Source organism: Acinetobacter sp. Lyrl_1 (genome assembly GCF_051948795.1).
In the GTDB taxonomy this organism is placed as follows: domain Bacteria; phylum Pseudomonadota; class Gammaproteobacteria; order Pseudomonadales; family Moraxellaceae; genus Acinetobacter; species Acinetobacter towneri.
In genome coordinates, this window is sequence record NZ_JAYJLK010000002.1 from 121,904 (window position 1) to 140,250 (window position 18,347).

The 18,347-nt window shown below is 44.1% G+C and carries 16 protein-coding genes and 1 pseudogene; 11 read left to right on the forward strand and 6 right to left on the reverse strand.

The window, feature by feature from the left end:
* Window positions 1-210: 210 nt before the first annotated feature.
* A complete protein-coding gene (gene hcaR, locus VF675_RS01540) occupies window positions 211-1,113 on the reverse strand; it encodes a DNA-binding transcriptional regulator HcaR (RefSeq protein ID WP_004976051.1) in 903 nt (300 codons plus the stop codon).
* A 281-nt stretch (window positions 1,114-1,394) separates the two neighbouring features.
* Between hcaR and hcaE the strand changes: the two genes are divergently transcribed.
* The 8 genes from hcaE (at window position 1,395) to VF675_RS01580 (ending at window position 8,986) form a co-directional block, all read left to right on the forward strand.
* The gene (gene hcaE, locus VF675_RS01545) at window positions 1,395-2,762 is read left to right on the forward strand and encodes a 3-phenylpropionate/cinnamic acid dioxygenase subunit alpha (RefSeq protein ID WP_004976053.1); all 1,368 of its coding nucleotides are present in this window, start codon (window positions 1,395-1,397) and stop codon (window positions 2,760-2,762) included.
* The gene (hcaF, locus tag VF675_RS01550) at window positions 2,759-3,277 is read left to right on the forward strand and encodes a 3-phenylpropionate/cinnamic acid dioxygenase subunit beta (protein ID WP_004976055.1); all 519 of its coding nucleotides are present in this window, start codon (window positions 2,759-2,761) and stop codon (window positions 3,275-3,277) included. The genes hcaE and hcaF overlap by 4 nt, the downstream gene beginning before the upstream one ends.
* Complete coding sequence (gene hcaC, locus VF675_RS01555) at window positions 3,277-3,603, forward strand: 3-phenylpropionate/cinnamic acid dioxygenase ferredoxin subunit (protein WP_004976057.1); 327 nt, start codon at window positions 3,277-3,279, stop codon at window positions 3,601-3,603. Before hcaF ends, hcaC begins: the two co-directional genes overlap by 1 nt.
* Before the next feature lie 2 nt (window positions 3,604-3,605).
* Entirely contained in the window at window positions 3,606-4,421 is an 816-nt protein-coding gene (gene hcaB / locus VF675_RS01560) for a 3-phenylpropionate-dihydrodiol/cinnamic acid-dihydrodiol dehydrogenase (protein ID WP_004976058.1), read from the forward strand.
* 71 nt (window positions 4,422-4,492) lie between these two features.
* Window positions 4,493-5,458: a 3-carboxyethylcatechol 2,3-dioxygenase gene (locus VF675_RS01565; protein WP_180080202.1), complete on the forward strand. Its 966-nt coding sequence runs from the start codon at window positions 4,493-4,495 to the stop codon at window positions 5,456-5,458.
* Window positions 5,459-5,462: 4 nt separating this feature from the next.
* The gene (hcaD, locus tag VF675_RS01570; protein WP_440204647.1) at window positions 5,463-6,689 is read left to right on the forward strand and encodes a 3-phenylpropionate/cinnamic acid dioxygenase ferredoxin--NAD(+) reductase subunit; all 1,227 of its coding nucleotides are present in this window, start codon (window positions 5,463-5,465) and stop codon (window positions 6,687-6,689) included.
* An 88-nt stretch (window positions 6,690-6,777) separates the two neighbouring features.
* Complete coding sequence (locus VF675_RS01575; protein ID WP_179991223.1) at window positions 6,778-7,686, forward strand: DMT family transporter; 909 nt, start codon at window positions 6,778-6,780, stop codon at window positions 7,684-7,686.
* Between the two features lie 247 nt (window positions 7,687-7,933).
* Window positions 7,934-8,986, forward strand: a complete 1,053-nt coding sequence (locus tag VF675_RS01580; RefSeq protein ID WP_096902684.1) for an MBL fold metallo-hydrolase — start codon at window positions 7,934-7,936, stop codon at window positions 8,984-8,986.
* A 163-nt stretch (window positions 8,987-9,149) separates the two neighbouring features.
* Here VF675_RS01580 and VF675_RS01585 read toward each other — a convergent pair whose 3' ends face one another.
* Window positions 9,150-10,670, reverse strand: a complete 1,521-nt coding sequence (locus VF675_RS01585; protein WP_096902685.1) for a catalase — start codon at window positions 10,668-10,670, stop codon at window positions 9,150-9,152.
* 268 nt (window positions 10,671-10,938) lie between these two features.
* Window positions 10,939-11,570, reverse strand: a pseudogene (locus tag VF675_RS01590) (TetR/AcrR family transcriptional regulator).
* Between the two features lie 81 nt (window positions 11,571-11,651).
* Here VF675_RS01590 and VF675_RS01595 point away from each other — a divergent pair.
* Window positions 11,652-13,304: an acyl-CoA dehydrogenase family protein gene (locus VF675_RS01595; protein WP_440204648.1), complete on the forward strand. Its 1,653-nt coding sequence runs from the start codon at window positions 11,652-11,654 to the stop codon at window positions 13,302-13,304.
* Window positions 13,305-13,448: 144 nt separating this feature from the next.
* Here the strand turns inward: VF675_RS01595 and VF675_RS01600 are convergent, their stop codons facing one another.
* Window positions 13,449-13,940: a macro domain-containing protein gene (locus VF675_RS01600; RefSeq protein WP_004976080.1), complete on the reverse strand. Its 492-nt coding sequence runs from the start codon at window positions 13,938-13,940 to the stop codon at window positions 13,449-13,451.
* A 443-nt stretch (window positions 13,941-14,383) separates the two neighbouring features.
* Here VF675_RS01600 and VF675_RS01605 point away from each other — a divergent pair, with 443 nt between their 5' ends.
* Window positions 14,384-14,575: a DUF7230 family protein gene (locus VF675_RS01605; protein WP_168417512.1), complete on the forward strand. Its 192-nt coding sequence runs from the start codon at window positions 14,384-14,386 to the stop codon at window positions 14,573-14,575.
* 13 nt (window positions 14,576-14,588) lie between these two features.
* On the opposite strand, the gene ptsP is transcribed toward VF675_RS01605, so the two are convergent.
* Together ptsP and VF675_RS01615 are read right to left on the reverse strand one after the other, a co-directional pair.
* Complete coding sequence (gene ptsP / locus VF675_RS01610) at window positions 14,589-16,886, reverse strand: phosphoenolpyruvate--protein phosphotransferase (protein WP_194557507.1); 2,298 nt, start codon at window positions 16,884-16,886, stop codon at window positions 14,589-14,591.
* 121 nt (window positions 16,887-17,007) lie between these two features.
* A complete protein-coding gene (locus tag VF675_RS01615; RefSeq protein WP_004976084.1) occupies window positions 17,008-17,490 on the reverse strand; it encodes an RNA pyrophosphohydrolase in 483 nt (160 codons plus the stop codon).
* Window positions 17,491-17,673: 183 nt separating this feature from the next.
* On the opposite strand from VF675_RS01615, the gene VF675_RS01620 reads away from it, so the two are divergent.
* The gene (locus tag VF675_RS01620) at window positions 17,674-18,324 is read left to right on the forward strand and encodes an HAD family hydrolase (protein WP_168417510.1); all 651 of its coding nucleotides are present in this window, start codon (window positions 17,674-17,676) and stop codon (window positions 18,322-18,324) included.
* Window positions 18,325-18,347 lie beyond the last annotated feature (23 nt).

Genomic DNA, 18,347 nt, shown 5'->3' on the forward strand with positions numbered 1-18,347 from the left:
AAATGTGGTAGCGAAGCGAGGAAAAAGCAGACTGCAAAAATGCGAATGTTTGAGTGTAAGAATGAGCAGTAGTTCAGAAAAAGATTAAAAAAATAAGTTTAGACTTAAGTCTAAAGCTTTATTTTAGCATTTAGGATGCACAAAAAAAGTGCTTACTACATCAAGCAGCAAGCACTTTTGAAAGGTTGAAAAACGCGAGTGGTTTTAGAATTATTGTTCGCGGTTGATGTCCAAATAGAACACACGTGTGAGCAGTTCCATAAATTTCTGTACCGCAGCGGAATGGCTGTTTTTGCCGTAGCTGACGTACAAATCTAAATGCGGAAGTTCTACATCAAGTGGGCGGATGACGGTATTTTCCATGGTGAGGGGGGCAACATAGCCCGGTAAAATGGTGCAGCCCAAGCCCATACCAATCGAGTTGATATTAAATAAAATGTTGTCAGCTTTTTGCACAATGTTTAGTTCAATGTTGTGCTGTTTGGCAAAATCGACAATCAGGTGATGCAGATTATACGAAGCTTCTGCCGAAGGAATAATAAAATCAATACCATTCAATGCTTTGACAGGAATGCGTTCGTATTTTGCTAACGGATGATCTTTGGGCAAAATAAAAATTAACGGTTCACGCAGTACAAACTGGCTCTCAATTTCATCACTGTTGATATTGTGGCGGGTAAAGGTGATATCGAGTTCACCTTTTTTAATCATTTTCATTTGCTCAGTGTTGTTCAAACTTAGCAATTCAATTTTTAATTCTGGGTTTTGTACTCGTAAATTAGGCAGTACAAAAGGGAAAATTTTCATTTCTGCCACAGGAACAAAGCCAATACGCAGCATTTTCTGTTTGGCTTGTGACACCTGACGTGCCATGGCAACCGCTTTGTCGGCTTGCGCCAAAGTCAGACGCGCCTGTTCTAAAAATACAGCACCTTCTTCGGTTAGCTCGACTTTACGTTTGGTACGGTTGAGTAGCTTAACGCCGACATCTTCTTCTAAATCTTTAATTTGCTGACTCAGCGAAGGTTGAGCCGTATAAAGTTTAAGTGCGGCTTTACTGAAGTTGAGTTCTTCAGCAACGGTAATGAAGTAGCGAAGGTGACGTAATTCCATACAACCATTCCAAAGATTAATTCAAAATATGTCTAATTATAGATTAATAAAAGAATGATCTATAAACAACTATTCGGTGAGAATTATTGTGTCATTCGCGAAGTAAATAGGGTTTCATCATTATGCAACGATTTAAATGCAAAATATAATGTTGGATTAATCTATAAAAACTATTAATTGAAACAAAAAAAATATTTCACTAAACGTCCCTAAAAAACCATTATCCATCAAAAGTTGAGTCTATTTACTTTGTGCCGTTGTTGGTCACAGGAGAGCTTTTCATGAGTGGAAAAATTGATGTGCGCGAAATCGACGCTTTGGTCGATGCACAAAATGGACGTATCACTCCATCTATTTATACAGATCCAGATATCTACGAATTAGAACTTGAACGTGTGTTCGGCCGTACGTGGTTGTTCCTGTGTCATGAAAGCCAAATTCCTAAAGCTGGCGACTTCTTCAACACCTACATGGGTGAAGATCCAATTATTGTGGCACGTCAAAAAGACGGTTCAATCAAAGCATTTTTAAACCAGTGCCGTCACCGTTCTATGCGTGTGAGCTTTGCAGACTGTGGTAATACCCGTGCATTTACTTGCCCATATCATGGTTGGTCTTACGGTATTGATGGTTCACTCAAAGATATTCCTTTAGAAGAACGTGCGTATCCACAAGGTGCTTGTAAAGAGCAATGGGGCTTGGTGGAAGTGAACCGTGTGAAGTCTTACAAAGGCTTGATCTTTGGTTGCTGGGATGAAACTACTCCAGATCTAGAAGAATACATGGGCGACATCGCTTGGTACTTAGATGGCGTGATTGACCGTCGTCCGGGTGGTACTGAAATTATTGGTGGTGTACACAAGTGGGAAATTGACTGTAATTGGAAATTTGCTGCAGAACAGTTTGCTTCTGACCAATATCACGCTTTGTTCTCACACGCCTCTGCGATTCAGGTACTTGGTGCAAAACCAGATGATGACAGCAGCAAACAATTAGGTGCAGCGCAAACAGCTCGTCCTGTTTGGGAAACTGCCAAAGATGCGATTCAGTATGGTTCACGTGGTCATGGTTCAGGTTTCTTCTTTACAGAAAAACCAGATGCAAACGTTTGGGTTGATGGTGAAGTTGCCAACTACTTCCGTGAAACTTACGAAGAAGTGAAAGAGCGTTTAGGCGAAGTACGTGCCTTACGTCTTGCAGGTCACAACACCATGTTCCCAACACTGTCTTGGTTGAACGGTACTGCAACACTGCGCGTATGGCATCCACGTGGTCCAAATAAAACTGAAGTATGGGCATTCTGTATTGCCGATGCTGAAGCACCTCAAGACGTGAAAGAAGCATTTGAGCGCTCTGCAACACGTGCCTTCGGTCCTGCAGGTTTCTTAGAGCAAGATGACTCTGAGAACTGGATTGAAATTCAAAAAGTATTGCGCGGCTATAAAGCACGTCAAAACAAGCTCATTGTAGAAATGGGTAAAGGTAACGAAAAAGTACGTGAAGATGGTATTCCAGGAATCACCAACTACATTTTCTCTGAAACTGCAGCACGTGGTATGTACCGCCGTTGGGCAGACTTGCTGATCCATGAAAAGTGGGAAGATGTTGAAAAAGCAGCCGACGAATACGAGAAGGAGCTAATGAAATGAGTCAAATCAGTTTAGAACTTCAACATGAAGTAAGCCAATTCTTGTATCGCGAAGCAAAATTGCTGGACGACTGGAAATTCCGTGAGTGGTTAGACCTCATGGCAGAAGACATTTCTTATACCTTGCGTACTACACCAAATGCACAAACTCGTGACCGTCGTCGTTCAGTTGAACCGCCAACAACGTGGGTGTTCAACGACAACAAACACTTGCTTGAGCGCCGTGTTGCACGTCTGGAAACTGGTATGGCGTGGGCTGAAGAACCTCCGTCACGTACAACGCACATGGTCAGCAACGTGATTGTTGAAGCGACAGAGGTAGCAGGCGAATACGACGTACACGTGACTTACTTGTTGTACCGTACTCAAAAAGAGAAAGACGTGACTATTTACTGTGGTAAGCGCCATGACAAAATCCGTCGTGTTGAAGGTGGCTTAGGCTTCCAGATATTCAACCGTAAGATTGTGCTTGACCAAGTAACCTATAACTCACACAACCTGAGTGTATTCTTCTAATGAATAAAATCTTTGTTTGCCAAGTTGACGAATTAGACGAAGGCGAAGCGTTAAAAGTGGACTGCGGTGTGAACGGTATCGAGGCACTGGCAGTATTCAACAACGGTGGTGAGTTCTTTGCCATGAATGACCGTTGTTCACACGGCAATGCCTCAATGTCTGAAGGTTATCTTGAAGATGATGGCACAGTTGAATGCCCACTGCATTCTGCACGTTTCTGTTTAAAGACTGGTCAAGCATTATGCTTGCCAGCCACCGACCCGATTCAAACTTTCCCTGTGGTGGTTGAAGACGGCGCGTTATATGTAGAAATGGCAGGAGAGTAAGCATGGGTTGGCTAAAAGGCGAAGTGGCACTGATTACAGGTGGCGGTTCTGGTTTAGGTTGGGCTTTGGTCGAGCGCTTTCTTGAAGAAGGTGCGCATGTGGGCGTGTTACAGCGCTCACAATCTAAAGTCGATGCCTTAAAAGAACGTTTTGGTGATCAAATCGTGGCAGTCGCTGGTGATGTTGCCAACTATGCAGACAATGTCCGTGCTGTGCAGGCCACTGTGGAGCGTTTTGGAAAGCTGGATTGCTTTATTGGCAATGCAGGGATTTGGGATCACTACGCAGATATCGTCAATACTTCTGGTGAGCAGCTTGAAAAAGCCTTTGATGAAATCATGGGCATCAATACCAAGGCGTTAATCTTGGGGGCAAAAGCAGCACTGGATGAGTTGGTGAAATCTGAAGGTTCTATCATCTTAACCTTATCCAATTCTGCGCTGTATTCTTCAGGCGGTGGTCCTGTTTACACTGCATCTAAACATGCAGGTGTTGGCATCATGAAAGAGTTGGCTTATGAATTGGCACCTAAAGTGCGTGTCAATGCTGTTGCGCCTTCAGCGATGAATGTCAATATTAAGGGCGCAGCATCTTTAGGTCAGGAAAACCTAGGCTTACTCGATGCACGTGATCCTGAAAAAATTGCACGCGGTATGCCGCTGAATTTCTTGCCTGAGCCAGAAGACATGACTGGTTCGTATGTGCTCTTGGCATCGCGTCAAAATAACCGTGCGCTGACTGGCGTTCTGATCAATGCAGAATGTGGTTTGGGTATTCGTGGTTTGCGTCAACCACGTGCAGGTTTTTTTGACGAATAAAATTGAGTCTAAATTCAATAGACGAATCGGCAGCCTTTCTCTGGGCTGCCTTCCTTATTTAGGAGTCTTTTATGGCCGTTAAACTCATTTGTGCATCGCACAGTCCTTTAATGGAATTTGCAACACCGCAAGATCAATCTAAAGAACAAAAAGTTCGTGCTGCCTTTGAGCAACTTTCTGCCGAAGTCAAAGCTTACGATCCAACCCTGATCATTACCTTTGGTCCAGACCATTTCAACGGTTTCTTTTACGATTTGATGCCAAGTTTCTGTGTCGGTATTCGTGCTACGGCTGCGGGTGACTGGGACTACGGTAAAGACAACAACCGTATTGATGTGCCTGAAGACAAAGCCTTGGCAATGGTGCGCCGTGTGTTGGATGAAGGTGTAGATGTTGCATATTCGTATCGTATGCAGGCCGACCATGGGGTGACTCAGCCATTACACTTTTTGTGTGAGGGGCAGCTAGATCGTTATCCAACCATTCCCGTATTTATTAATGGCGCTGCAGCACCGATGCCAACCACCAAGCGTACTATTGCTTTAGGTCGTGCTGTGGGTCAATTCATCAAGTCGTTGAATCTTGAAAATGAGCGCGTTTTGGTCTTGGGTACAGGTGGTCTTTCACACGATCCACCAACACCACAAATGGGTTCAGTACCGCCAGAAGTTGAAGAATTTTTAATTGCAGGTCGTAATCCGAACCCTGAAGCACGTCATGCGCGTCAGGCCAAAGTGATTGCAGTCGGTCAGAAACTTGCCGCAGGCGATACCTCTGTGGCTGTGCCGCTCAGCCCTGAGTGGGATATTGCCTTGCTTGAAAAATTCAAACAGGCAGACTTTGCAGCTATGGAAGCCATGACCGAAGCTGAAATTCGTCGAGATGGTGGTCGTGGTGGTCAGGAAGTCCGTTCGTGGATGGCTGCTTTTGCTGCGTTAGATGAACTGGGTGCGTATGAAATGACCACGCATTGCTATGAAGATATTAGTGAGTGGATTGCGGGCTTTGGCATCGTATCTGCCGAGTTAAAAGGTTAAGCCCATGAGTGTAGAAACAATTGTGATTGTGGGTGCAGGTCAGGCAGGGGCGAGCGCCATTCTTGAGCTGCGCGGCAATCAATATGCAGGCAACATCATCTTAATTGGCGATGAAACACATTTGCCTTATGAGCGTCCACCGTTGTCTAAAGATGTGATTTTGCGTCCTAAAGAAACCAAAATCGAGATTCTGTCGGAAGAAAAATTGGCAGAACTAGGTGTGACCACTATTCGTGGCAATGGCGTGAGCAAAATCAATGCCGAAGCACATACGGTTGAATTGCAAAATGGTGAGGTCATTGCCTACGACAAGTTGTTGCTTGCCACAGGCGGTGCTGCACGTCGCTTGCCAAATTTTGATGCCTTAGGTAAACACGTTTACACGTTGCGTAATCTTGAAGACTCGCAAGCCTTAGTCCCTGTATTACAAGCGGGTCGTCGCATCATCTTAATTGGTGGTGGTGTGATTGGTTTAGAGTTGGCATCTTCTGCACGTTTTAAAGACTGTCAGGTAACTGTCATTGAAATGGGACCAATGGTGATGGGACGTTCATCACCACTCATCTTGAGTGAGTTTTTACTGCAACAGCAGTTATTGGCAGGAGTTGATGTACGTCTATCTACGCAAATTGCAGATTGCAAGCTAGATGGTGAAGAAATTGTCGTGACCCTAGAAGGTGGCGAAGAACTACGTGCCGATGCGGTGATTTACGGTATTGGGATTATTCCAAACGCACAACTGGCAGTTGAAGCAGGCTTAGATGCAGACTTTGCCGTGCATGTGAATGAAAACTGTCAAACCTCAAACCCAGACATTTATGCTGCGGGCGATGTCGCATCACAACTGCGTGAATGTGGCAATCATCGTCGTGTAGAAACTTGGGAAAATGCTAACCTGCAAGCAGGTATCTTCTCGCGTCATGTGATGGGCGTTGAACATCCTGTAGCCAATCCCGCTTGGTTCTGGACTGATCAACTCGACATTAACTACCAATTTGTAGGAGATATGTCAGCAGCAGAATGGCATGTGCGTGGTGAGATGGATGCTTCCAAACGCAGTGAGTCTTCATTCGTATTGTTTGGTGTGACCGATGGCGTGATTGTCGGCGGAATTACCGTCAACTCAGCCAAAGATATGCGTCACTTGAAAAAGCTGATTGCTAAACAAGCTGCTTTTGAAGCAGACAAATATTTAGATGTGAGCCAAGACCTTCGCAAATTGGTGAAGTAAGCTTGAACTGATGAAAAACAGACCTGAGGCAACTTGGGTCTGTTTTTTATCTGCCGAAGAAAAGTGTCCATTTTATGTTGAGCAAGCGATGAATACGAATACATCTCCTGTTGTGGTAACCGCCAGTATTTATGCCTTATTGGTATTAATCTGGGCGACCACGCCATTGGCGATTGTCTGGAGTGTGCAGGAAATTCATCCAATGTGGGTTTTGATTATCCGCTACTTTGGGGCTTCCGTGATTGCGCTATGCTTGCTCAAACTCATGCGCGATCCACTGCCTTTTGATCACACCTCAATGAAAAGCTATTTGGCGGGTAGTCTGAATTTAATTGGTGCACAGCTATTTATTTACTTGGCTGCCAATTATTTAACTTCAGGCTTAATGGCGCTGATTTTTGGCTTTTCTCCTTTAATAGCAGGCTTGATTGGTCATGTGATTTTACGCACACAAAAATTGATTGCCTTACAGTGGACAGGTATGGCAATTGCGATTGCAGGACTCAGCTTTGTCTTTGCAGACTCTGCCGACAGCAAAGTGAATCCATGGGGCGTGGTGTTGATGTTTATCAGTATGCTGTCCTATATCAGCTCAATTTTTTGGGTCAAACAAATCAATGCTCCTTTAAAGCCGATGTCACAAGCCACAGGTTCTTTATTGGTATCATCGGCAGGGTCATTGTTATTAATTCCCTTTATTTGGTCGCATTTCCCGACTCAAATGCCAAGCAGCCAAGCCATGATTGGTTTTGTATTTACCATGATCATGTCGTCTATTGTCGCCATGCTGTGTTATTTCTGGCTGATTCGTCGTTTAAATGCCTCAACCGTATCTTTAAGTAATGTGATGACTCCCATCATCGCGTTAATTTTAGGTGCGACCTTAAATAATGAACACATCAGCATGAATGCGTTTATTGGCATTGCCGTGGTGATGTTCGGGATTGTGATGTATTTCTGGAAAGAATGGCGCGAACAATATTTTGCTAAACGCTAAGCCCGCATTGCTATACCCGTGTTTAGGTTTTTCTAAAGCCTCGTTTATCTGAGGTGTAAATTTCCGATCATTAACCCGCTGTCGATACGACTTTTTTCTCAAAACAACAAAAACATAAAGGAAATTGCCTGCTTGATTTCGCTACTATGCGTGATAGAGTCAACACATGAACCAAAGCTGTGTTTTTTTCTGAACAGATCAGGATAAAAAGCATCATGGTAGATGCGCTATATATTATTGGGCTTACATGAACAACGTGGAACAAAAGCATTTTCAACTGCCAACGGAAGCCTGTTGGTCGCATACTTGGCGTAAACCCAAGCTGCAGTTTTTGCCTTCAAATCATTATGATGGAGCGCAGTTTTTTAATCCGATTGCGTGTCCTGAGGGGCGCAGCCAAACTGATTTATTGAAATGGTTGCTAAAACGCAAATCGAACAGTTGGAATGTCAATCCGCAACAAGAAGCACAGCAATTTTTTACAGCGCCAAGTGCTTTGCCACAATTACGTCCACACGCCAGTTTGGATGATTGGCAAGTTTGGTTTGTGGGGCATGCAACGGTGCTGATTCAAATTGGCCCGTATAACTTTTTGACCGATCCTGTCTGGGCAGAGCATGCCAGCCCGAAACAGGGGCGAGGGCCTAAACGTGCCTGTCCTGCAGGGATTGCACTGGAAGATTTACCGACCATTCATGCCGTCTTCTTGAGCCATAACCATTATGACCACATGGATTTAGCCACCTTAAAATGGCTGAATCATCAATTTGCCATGCCTATTTATACAGGTTTGGGCAATGCTTGGTATTTGCCGCCTGATTTGCATGTGATTGAAATGGACTGGTGGCAATCGGCTTTATTTAAAGAAGTGAAAATTGTCTACACCCCTGCACAACATGGTTCAGGGCGTGGCGCACGTGATCAGAACATGGCGTTATGGGGCGGTTTTTCTATTTTGCATGGGCAAGATCATTGCTTCTTTGCGGGCGATACAGGTTACTCGCCACACTTTAAAGAAATTCAAACCCGCATTGGCGCACCGCGCGTGGCACTTTTACCTATAGGTTCTTACGAGCCACGGAATCTGATGCGTTATATGCATATGAACCCTGAAGATGCCTTTCAGGCCCATAAAGATTTACATTCCAAATGTTCTTTGGCCATTCATTACCGCACTTTTGAGCTGACCGATGAAGGGCGTGAGCAACCAGAGGCAGACTTGCATCATGCCATGAAGCGTTCATCTAAATTAATGAATCCGTTTTATTGTATTCGTGAAGGTAAGAAATTAATTGTTTAATCTTTTAAAAACTTGACCTTAAATAAAAGTGACACGCTACTTTTCACGCTACTGAAAAGTGGCAATGATAGATATAGAACACAAAGCCCCTATCGAAATAGGGGCTTTGTTTTGGTGTTTAAAGTCTTGCTGTTCAGACTGACTTGATCTTTAACTACAAAGATTACAGTACGCCAGGCTGACCAAGTGCAGGGTCACTGGCACGTGCTGCTTGCGCATCGGCAACGGTCATGCCTAAAGCCGCTGCAACGCCTTCGCCATAAGCAGGGTCACATGCATAACAGTTACGAATATGACGATACTTAATAAAGTCTAAAGCATCACCCATTGCACGTGCCGTGTTATCAAACAGTGCTTGTTTTTGCTCAGGGTTCATTAAATTGAACAAGGCACGCGGCTGGCTAAAATAGTTGCTATCATCTTCACGATAATCCCAGAAATCTGCATCGCCACGAATTTTTAGCGGTGGTTCGCGGTATTGTGGTTGCTCTTGCCATTGATGGAAGCTGTTTGGCTCATAGTGTGGCAAGCTGCCATAGTTGCCATCCATACGACCCTGACCATCACGACGGTTTGAGTGCACAGGGCAGCGTGCAGCATTCACTGGAATTTGTGAATGGTTCACACCAACACGGTAACGTGCAGCATCGGCATAGTTGACCAAACGCGCTTGTAACATGCGATCTGGCGAGTAGCTAATTCCTGGTACAAGGTTGCTTGGTGCAAAGGCAGCCTGTTCAACATCTTGGAAGTAGTTTTCAGGGTTACGGTTCAGTTCAAATTCACCCACTTCAATCAGTGGATAATCACCTTTCGGCCAAACTTTGGTGAGGTCAAATGGGTGATAAGGGACTTTTTCTGCATCCAGTTCAGGCATGATTTGCACGAACAGCGTCCATTTCGGGAAATCACCGCGTTCAATGGCATTGTAAAGGTCAGTCTGGCTGCTTTCACGGTCACGACCAATCAATTCTGCTGCTTCTGCATCGGTCAGGTTTTGAATGCCTTGTTGAGTGCGGAAGTGGAATTTCACCCAGAAACGCTCATTATTGGCATTAATAAAACTATAGGTGTGGCTACCAAAACCATGCATGTGACGATAACCCACAGGAATACCACGATCCGACATCACAATGGTGACTTGGTGCAGTGCTTCTGGCAGCAAAGTCCAGAAATCCCAGTTATTGGTCGCATTACGCAGGTTGGTGCGTGGGTCACGCTTTACCGCTTTATTCAGGTCAGGGAATTGACGTGGGTCGCGGAAAAAGAACACTGGTGTGTTGTTACCGACTAAATCCCAGTTGCCTTCTTCAGTATAGAATTTTAAAGCAAAACCACGAATGTCACGTTCTGCATCGGCAGCGCCACGCTCACCTGCAACGGTAGAGAAACGAGCAAACATTTCAGTTTTTTTGCCAACTTCAGAGAAAATTTTGGCACGGGTATATTGGCTGATGTCGTGCGTGACCGTAAACGTACCAAACGCACCTGAACCTTTGGCATGCATACGACGCTCAGGAATTACTTCACGTACAAAGTTTGCCAACTTTTCATTGAGCCATAAATCTTGAGTAAGGAGTGGGCCACGTGCGCCCGCAGTCATACTATTTTGGTTATCTACAACAGGTGCGCCTGCATCGGTGGTTAAATGCGTTACAGGGCATTTTTTTATCTCTTGGCTCATCGTTGTTCTCCATTATTGTGATCATCATGTGGTGGGCTGTATTAGAAATTTAGCTTCTAAAACAAGCGGCCATGAACCGTTTTGTTTGTTTAAAAAATCAACTACAACACCACAATACCATGCAGATCGGGCTTTGTAGATGAAAGCTTTTCAAATCTCACCATTTTAATGTAAAACGATTTTTATAATTTTACAAATAGATAAATTTATTGTTTATGATTGGTGTATTCGATAGATCTTTGTAAACTAAATAATCAGTTTTGCTGCACTAAATGTCTGAAACTGCTGCTAAAAACGGTTGAATCGCCAATGAAATATCGGTGTGCAAGGCATCCCAATCTTGATAATGTGGATTGATTAATAAACTTTGCGAAATAAAACCATAACTGATGCGATGCAGATTCAAAGCAAGGCGCAGTTGTTGTTCGGCATTGTGTATGACAGGTGCGAAAATCTGTTGCCACATTTGCAGCATCATGCTGTAACTTTTTTGGTAAGTTTCAATGTGTGAAACTTGTCGTTCCAGTAAAAAGTCTGTGCCCAAAGCCATTGTTGTGCCTGAATTTGCTGAAGCTGAAACTGAATGATGGTTGCGATATAGCGGTTTATTTCAACAACTGTGGATAACTCAAGTTGCTGTTGGGCATAACTTTTTAAGCGTTCTGCATGCTGTTTGACTTGCAGGTGAATCGTCAATGCCAGTAAATCTTCTTTCTTGGCAAAGTATTCATAAAAAGTGCCTAAACCGACACCTGCCAAATCGGTAATTTCGCGAATGGTAATTTCAGCTGCCGAGCGTTCATGCAAAAGCCGAACAAAACTTTCTTGTAAAGCCTCTTGAGTCAGTTTAGCCCTTGATTGGCGCGGCTTACGGCGCACTTGAACCTCAGAATTTTTCATAAATAAAGCCGAACACCTGAGCGCATATTTTTCTCTATACTGAATGCAATGATAGCACCGCGTTTATTTAGGAGTGACACAATGCAGACATGGATGACCCATCAAATTCAAAATCAGTTTGATGAATTACAAGACTATAACTTATTTGAAACCGATACGGTTTTACAAGAAATTTTAACCCGTTATGGCAGTCAAGATCAGACCCGACTGAGTGAATTGGGGCACATTGCAGCATCGGCAGAATATTATCATTATGCCGATTTAGCCAATCGGCATACGCCTATTTTACATGCCTTCGATGCACGTGGACGTCGTAAAGATGTAGTGGAGTTTCATCCTGCGTGGCATCACTGGATGGCGCTGAATCGTAAGTTTGACACGCATGCACATCCATTTAAGCAACCGCAATCTACGGCAAAATGGGTCGATTGGGCCAGTCGTTTTTATTTGGCAGGACAGGTTGAGTGCGGTAATTTATGCCCAAATTCTATGACTTTAGGCAGCATTCCGCTCATTCAGCGTGAACCTGAGTTGTGGGCAAGCATGGGTGAGAAACTGTTATCGCATGAATATGACCCGCGTGATGTGCCGATTTCACAAAAGAAATCTATTTGGCTGGGCATGGGTATGACCGAAAAGCAGGGTGGTTCAGATGTGCGGGCCAACCAAACGCTCGCCGTTCCAGTCGCAGCGACAGGACGTGGGCAAGCCTATTTACTCACAGGTCATAAATGGTTTTTCTCTGCACCAATGTGTGATGCACATTTGGTGGTCGCCAATACCGAACAAGATGGTTTGGCTTGTTTCTTTGTACCGCGTTGGTTAGAAGATGGCAGAAAAAATAATATTCAGGTACAGCGTTTAAAAGACAAAGTGGGAAATCGGAGTAACTCCAGTTCTGAAGTCGAATTTCAGCAGGCGTGGGGCATCATGATTGGCGAAGCAGGGCGCGGTATTCCCACCATTATTGAAATGGCGAATTACACCCGTTTAACCTGTGCTGTGGGCAGTAGTGCCATGCTGCGCCAAGCCCTTGTGCAGTGCCTTGCCTATACCCGACAGCGTCAGGCTTTTGGGCAGACACTGGCTAATCAGCCATTAATGCAGGCGGTTTTGGCAGATTTAGCACTGGAAACCGAAGCTGCAGTACAACTCAGTTTTCATTTGGCTCATTGTTATGAAAGCGATGATGCTGTGTCTTTGGCATGGAAGCGCTTAATGACGCCTGCAGCGAAGTTTTGGGTATGCAAACGAGCTGTGGAGCTTACAGGTGAGATGATGGAAGTCTTTGGTGGCAATGGTTATGTCGATAACGGCATCATGGCACGTATTTTCAAAGAAGCGCCTGTGAATACCATTTGGGAAGGTTCAGGCAATGTGATGTGCTTAGATGTGCTACGCGCCATGCAGCGAGAACCTGAGCTGATTCAGGTGTTATTACAAGACTTGGCGGGTACTGCCGTTACAGATGCTATTTTGAGCCGTGAGTTAGATCGTTTGCAGCAGTTATTGAAGACCACGAACAGCAATGAATTACAATTTATGGCACGTTCTTTAGTCAGTCGTTTGGTGATCTTTGCACAAGCGGTATTGTTGCTGCGTTATGCCCCAGACTTTGTCGCACAGGGTTTTATTCAGTCACGTTATAGTGAGTCGCATGGGCAAGTGGTGGGTATGCTGAAACCTGAACAGGTAGATGTTGCCGCCATTTTACAGCGTGCATTTGCGGCATAAAACTCAATACTCGCTCGCTGTGTTCAGAACACCAAAAAATTCACCCGCTTGGCAAACACCAAACGGGTGAATCGAACCGTCTCTTTCAGTTAAGTGTTGAATAGTCACACTCAATAGATCGAGTCAAAGCTGATCTGGCAATACTTATTTTGCAGGCTCTTCAGCTTTTACACCTTTTTGATAAAGCGTGTAAATGTAGATTGGAATATCCAAATCTTCTAAGTGTTTGTAGATCAGTGGACGTACATCTTCCCAATCTAAACCGCCTACACCTGTTGCAAGACGTGGTAATGCCAAGCTTTCAATTTTCTCTTCTTCAATCAACTGTTTTAAGTTTTTCAAAGTACGGTTTACGTATTCTGTTGATGCTTTACCAGGTTTTGAACCGTTGTCATAAGCGGCTTCCTGAGTCATCAGGTTCACAATGCGTTGACCTTCAGCATTGACCCAAGTCCATTGCTCGCCCGCTTTAGGGTGGTAAATATGGCAATAGTTACGGAAGTCTTTATACAATGCAGGCCAGTGCTCGCGCAGACTTAAAGCCAAACCTGTAGCAAAGTTATCGTTAGGGGCAACACCGTGAGCAATTGCACGTGCTTCGCTCAGTAAAATATCTCCAGATACTTCATAAATCATAGATTTGACTCCTGTTTTTAATGGTCTTGTTTAACTGATCTTCTATATTCATATTAGCCAATCATTGCCGTTTTTCTAGTGGATTCTATAACTACTAAGTCTTTGCAAAGTAATAAAATTTTTTAGAATTTCGTGCTATAATTGTATGGGTAAAGCAGCTGAATATTCTTTAAAATAGCTTTCAAAAATAACCGTCAGAAAAATCCAGTAAAACTGCTTTTAGTAAGTTTTTCACCCTTATTTTTATCTTAGCACTATTTAGGGTAAATCGCTTGTAAATTGTACAAAAAAGCGTATGATCGGCTGCCCAACTTGCATGGAGGGGGGAAGGAAAAATAACCGTATTTTGCAGATATCATCGGCTTGAATTTTACGCTAACACCTCCATTTATATAGAGCAGGCATACTGCTCATTTCAATGATCAACTGAAAGGAACAGCATCATGGCAAAGAAAAAACAGCCAGAGCTTATTCAGCATAACTTTGTGGCCAAGCACATGCACGAGGTCAACAAAAGTCAGGTTTTTGTAGACCGCAAGAAAAATGCCAAACGAGGCTATAGCAAACACAAACAAGGGCGATATTCCGATGATTATCGCCCTTGTTGTTTTTGGGATGTATTACGTGCTGCTTGAGCTTTAGAAATGTTTATGGAGCTACGATGCGAGTCGCCAGTTTCACCATATCGCCCAAGCCATGGGTTTTAAAATAATATTCAAGCAAACTTTTTACCATAAGTGGGTTATTCATTTTTAAGGCTTGTTCTAGCAGATTTTGTGCATCACTCATTGGTACATGACAAATCGCTTTACGTACCCGCAGAATATTACTTGAACTCATCGACAGGGTATTAAAGCCCATCGCCATTAAGAGTACCGCAGACAGCGGGTCTCCCGCCATTTCACCACAGACACTCACGGGCTTATCATATTTATGACATTCTTTTACCAAGCGGGTTAAGGCGCGTAGTACTGCAGGGTGAAAGTGTGAATAGACGTTGGCCACGCGCGGATTGTTACGGTCAACTGCCAATAAATACTGGGTTAAGTCGTTTGACCCCACCGAGAAAAAATCCACCAATGGGGCAAATTCATCAATTTGCAGCAGTACACTCGGCACTTCTACCATAATGCCAATTTTAGGCTTGTTAATTTTAACCTGTTCTTCTTCCTGTACTGCTTGCCAGTCACGATCTAGCAAGTACAAGGCTTCTTCTACTTCACTGACACTGGTAATCATAGGCAGTAAAATATGCAGATTATTTAGACCAATGCTGGCTTTGAGCATGGCGCGAATTTGTGAAGAAAAAATTTCAGGGTGATCCAGCGTGAAGCGAATTCCACGCCAGCCCAAGGCTGAGTTTTCTTCCTCAATTGAGAAGTATGGCAAGTCCTTGTCTGCACCAATATCCAGCGTACGCATCACCACAGGTTTATTGGCAAAATGGCTAAGCTGTTGGCGGTAAATAGCACGTTGTTCTTCTTCACCTGGGAAGCGATCACGCAACATAAACGGAATTTCAGAACGGTATAAACCGACCCCTTTGGCACCACGTTGCACGCCACGTACAACATCAATCATCAAGCCTGTATTGACGTACAATTTTACCGCAACGCCGTCAGGGGTAATGGCATCTTTGGTTTCATATTGTTTCAGGTCTTTGGCAATTTGTTCTTCTTCTTTTTGAATCTCTTTATAGCGCGTGCGCATACGTCGTGGCGGGTTGATGAAGACCCGACCTTGGTGCGCATCTACAATCATTTCTACATCGTCTAGACTGTTGATTGGCAGCTCAGTCACACCCACTACAGTTGGAATGCCAAGGGCACGTGCCACAATCACCATGTGTGAATTCATCGCCCCTTCGGTGGTGACAATCGCTGCAATTTTATCGACAGGCAGTTCTACCAAAGCTGCGGTGGAAATTTCTTCGCCAATTAAAATGCTTTCATCGGTCAGTTCACGATGACTGGCATCGGCTTCTTGCAAAGAGGCTAAAATACGACGGCCTAAATCTTTCAGATCAGACACACGCTCACGCAAATAGTCATCTTCCATTTGCGAAAATAGGGCAATGTGATTGTCTATGACAATACGCACCGCACCTTGCGCCCAGTTCCCTTCACGAATCAGTTCTTTAATTTCGGCAGGTAGGGCATTTTCATCCAACATGCGCAGGAACACGCTAAACAGTGCACGCTCCTCTGCCATTAAGGCATCCTGCATTTTGTCATCAAGCGCTTGAATTTCCTGACGTACTGCATCGAGTGCGTTGTCCAGTAAAGTCAGTTCCTCGCTAATGTCATCGGCTTCACGGTCTGGCACAGCAGCCAAGTCCGCAGGAGGATACAAAATGACCGCACGACCTAAAGCAATCCCGCCTGAACCCGAAACCCCCTGAAAGGTTTTGTAGGCAGGCAGGTTGTTCGGTTTGCGGAATACATCAATATTGCCCACGGCATGCGCATGTGCAATCACGCCTGAAAGCTGGGCGCAGAGCGTCACTAAAAAGGACTCTGCCGCTTCAGAAAAGTCTTGTTTGTCCTTGTTTTGAACCACAAGAACACCCATCACTTTACGACGGTACATGACTGGTACACCAAGGAAGGAGTTATAAATTTCCTCACCTGTTTCGGCTAAGTACATGAATCGTTCATGTTTAGGCGCATCGTCTAGATTAACAATTTCTTCACGCTGTCCAACCAGTCCAACTAGACCTTCGCTGGTATGTAAAGATACATGTCCCACAGATTCGGGGTTTAAACCCTTTGAAGCCATAAGTAGGTAGCGCTGATTACGTTCATCCAACAGGTAAATCGAGCAGACATCCACATGCATGGCTTCTGCGACCTGATTGACCATAATGTCGAGTGATTCATGCAAACTGGTGGACGCATTGATTTCTTGCACAATGCGTCTAAGGGTATCCAGTTGCATGTTTGACATACGCGCTACTCCATATTTAGATGGGTTATTTTTAGGTCAGTTGTTACACAGCTCATGACCCTAAGTTATCACAACTGCGTCTATAACATTAAGTTTAAAAACCTACATTTTTTGCAGGTTTTTAAGGTTTTTTGAGCGGTAATTGATTGCACAATTCCACCATCGCTTTACGGTAGACGTCACGTTTAAAATTGACGACCTGACCGAGCGGATACCAGTAACTGACCCATTGCCATTGATCAAATTCAGGCGGGTCTGACAAATTCAGCCGAATATGATGGGCTGAAGCCGTCAGTTGCAATAAAAACCACTTCTGTTTTTGACCAATACATACTGGGTCTGAATCCGTGCGTATGTACCGATGTGGCAAACGATAACGCAGCCAACCTTTAGTTTGCGCGATAACTTGGACGTGTTCGGGCAGTAAGCCAACTTCTTCTCTCAGCTCACGATAAAGTGCCTGTTCAGGGGTTTCTCCATATTGGATACCTCCTTGTGGAAATTGCCATGCATTGTGACCAATGCGTTTTGCCCATAGAACTTGTCCAAACTCGTTTGCCAAAATGATCCCGACATTGGGTCGGAAACCTTCTGAGTCGATCATTTGGCTACCTAAATATTGTTTAATTTATGACTTTGCACTCGGGGATGATGATTTCTTTTCTCCAACTCGAAAACGCAAAGTGTAAATAATGTTAAAATTGCTATGATCTTAACGAATTTCTATCGACTAGCGGAGATAGATTTACAATTTTTTTCTTAAATTTCAGTTTTTACGAGTATTTTCATGAAATTGGCGCTATTTGATCTCGATCACACCTTGTTAAATACTGATTCAGATCATTCTTGGGGTGAGTTTTTGGTAAATGAAGGTTTGGTCGATCCAGTCCGTCACCGCGCCATGAACGACAAGTTTTATGAAGACTATAAGGCAGGGCAGCTCGACCCAATTGCATATAACGAATTTGTATTTGAATTTTTAACTCAGCACGACAATCAATACCTGACCGAATTGCATGAATTATTTATGCAAAAGGTGATTCGTCCGCAAATGCGTCCTGAAGGTTTTAAAGCAATTCAGCGTCATCAGGCTTTAGGACATGAATTGGTAGGCATCACCGCAACATCTGACTTTATTACGGCACCTATTTTTCGTGAATTTGGCATTACTGAAATTATTGCCACCAATGCGGAAGTGGTCGATGGAAAATATACAGGTAAGGTAATTAACACCGCATGTTACCAAAAGGGCAAATTGGTACGTTTGGAGCAATGGCTAGAAGGTCGTGATGTGACCGAGTCTTGGGCATATTCAGATTCCATTAACGACCGTTTCTTGCTGGAATATGCCGATCATGCCATTGCAGTAAACCCCGATGCACGTTTACAGGCTTTGGCGGAAGAGCAAGGTTGGGATGTGCAGGACTGGTCAATTTAAAGCTCAGACTAGTGCAATTGTCG

Excerpts from the sequence above, each read along its gene's own strand:
- VF675_RS01565 (WP_180080202.1), top strand. The coding sequence starts at position 4,493 with ATGGCCGTTAAACTCATTTGTGCATCGCACAGTCCTTTAATGGAATTT.
- VF675_RS01600 (WP_004976080.1), bottom strand. The coding sequence starts at position 13,940 with ATGATTTATGAAGTATCTGGAGATATTTTACTGAGCGAAGCACGTGCA.
- hcaC (WP_004976057.1), top strand. The coding sequence starts at position 3,277 with ATGAATAAAATCTTTGTTTGCCAAGTTGACGAATTAGACGAAGGCGAA.
- hcaB (WP_004976058.1), top strand. The coding sequence starts at position 3,606 with ATGGGTTGGCTAAAAGGCGAAGTGGCACTGATTACAGGTGGCGGTTCT.
- VF675_RS01615 (WP_004976084.1), bottom strand. The coding sequence starts at position 17,490 with ATGATCGACTCAGAAGGTTTCCGACCCAATGTCGGGATCATTTTGGCA.
- VF675_RS01575 (WP_179991223.1), top strand. The coding sequence starts at position 6,778 with ATGAATACGAATACATCTCCTGTTGTGGTAACCGCCAGTATTTATGCC.
- VF675_RS01585 (WP_096902685.1), bottom strand. The coding sequence starts at position 10,670 with ATGAGCCAAGAGATAAAAAAATGCCCTGTAACGCATTTAACCACCGAT.
- ptsP (WP_194557507.1), bottom strand. The coding sequence starts at position 16,886 with ATGTCAAACATGCAACTGGATACCCTTAGACGCATTGTGCAAGAAATC.
- VF675_RS01605 (WP_168417512.1), top strand. The coding sequence starts at position 14,384 with ATGGCAAAGAAAAAACAGCCAGAGCTTATTCAGCATAACTTTGTGGCC.
- hcaD (WP_440204647.1), top strand. The coding sequence starts at position 5,463 with ATGAGTGTAGAAACAATTGTGATTGTGGGTGCAGGTCAGGCAGGGGCG.
- VF675_RS01595 (WP_440204648.1), top strand. The coding sequence starts at position 11,652 with ATGCAGACATGGATGACCCATCAAATTCAAAATCAGTTTGATGAATTA.
- hcaE (WP_004976053.1), top strand. The coding sequence starts at position 1,395 with ATGAGTGGAAAAATTGATGTGCGCGAAATCGACGCTTTGGTCGATGCA.
- hcaF (WP_004976055.1), top strand. The coding sequence starts at position 2,759 with ATGAGTCAAATCAGTTTAGAACTTCAACATGAAGTAAGCCAATTCTTG.
- hcaR (WP_004976051.1), bottom strand. The coding sequence starts at position 1,113 with ATGGAATTACGTCACCTTCGCTACTTCATTACCGTTGCTGAAGAACTC.
- VF675_RS01620 (WP_168417510.1), top strand. The coding sequence starts at position 17,674 with ATGAAATTGGCGCTATTTGATCTCGATCACACCTTGTTAAATACTGAT.
- VF675_RS01580 (WP_096902684.1), top strand. The coding sequence starts at position 7,934 with ATGAACAACGTGGAACAAAAGCATTTTCAACTGCCAACGGAAGCCTGT.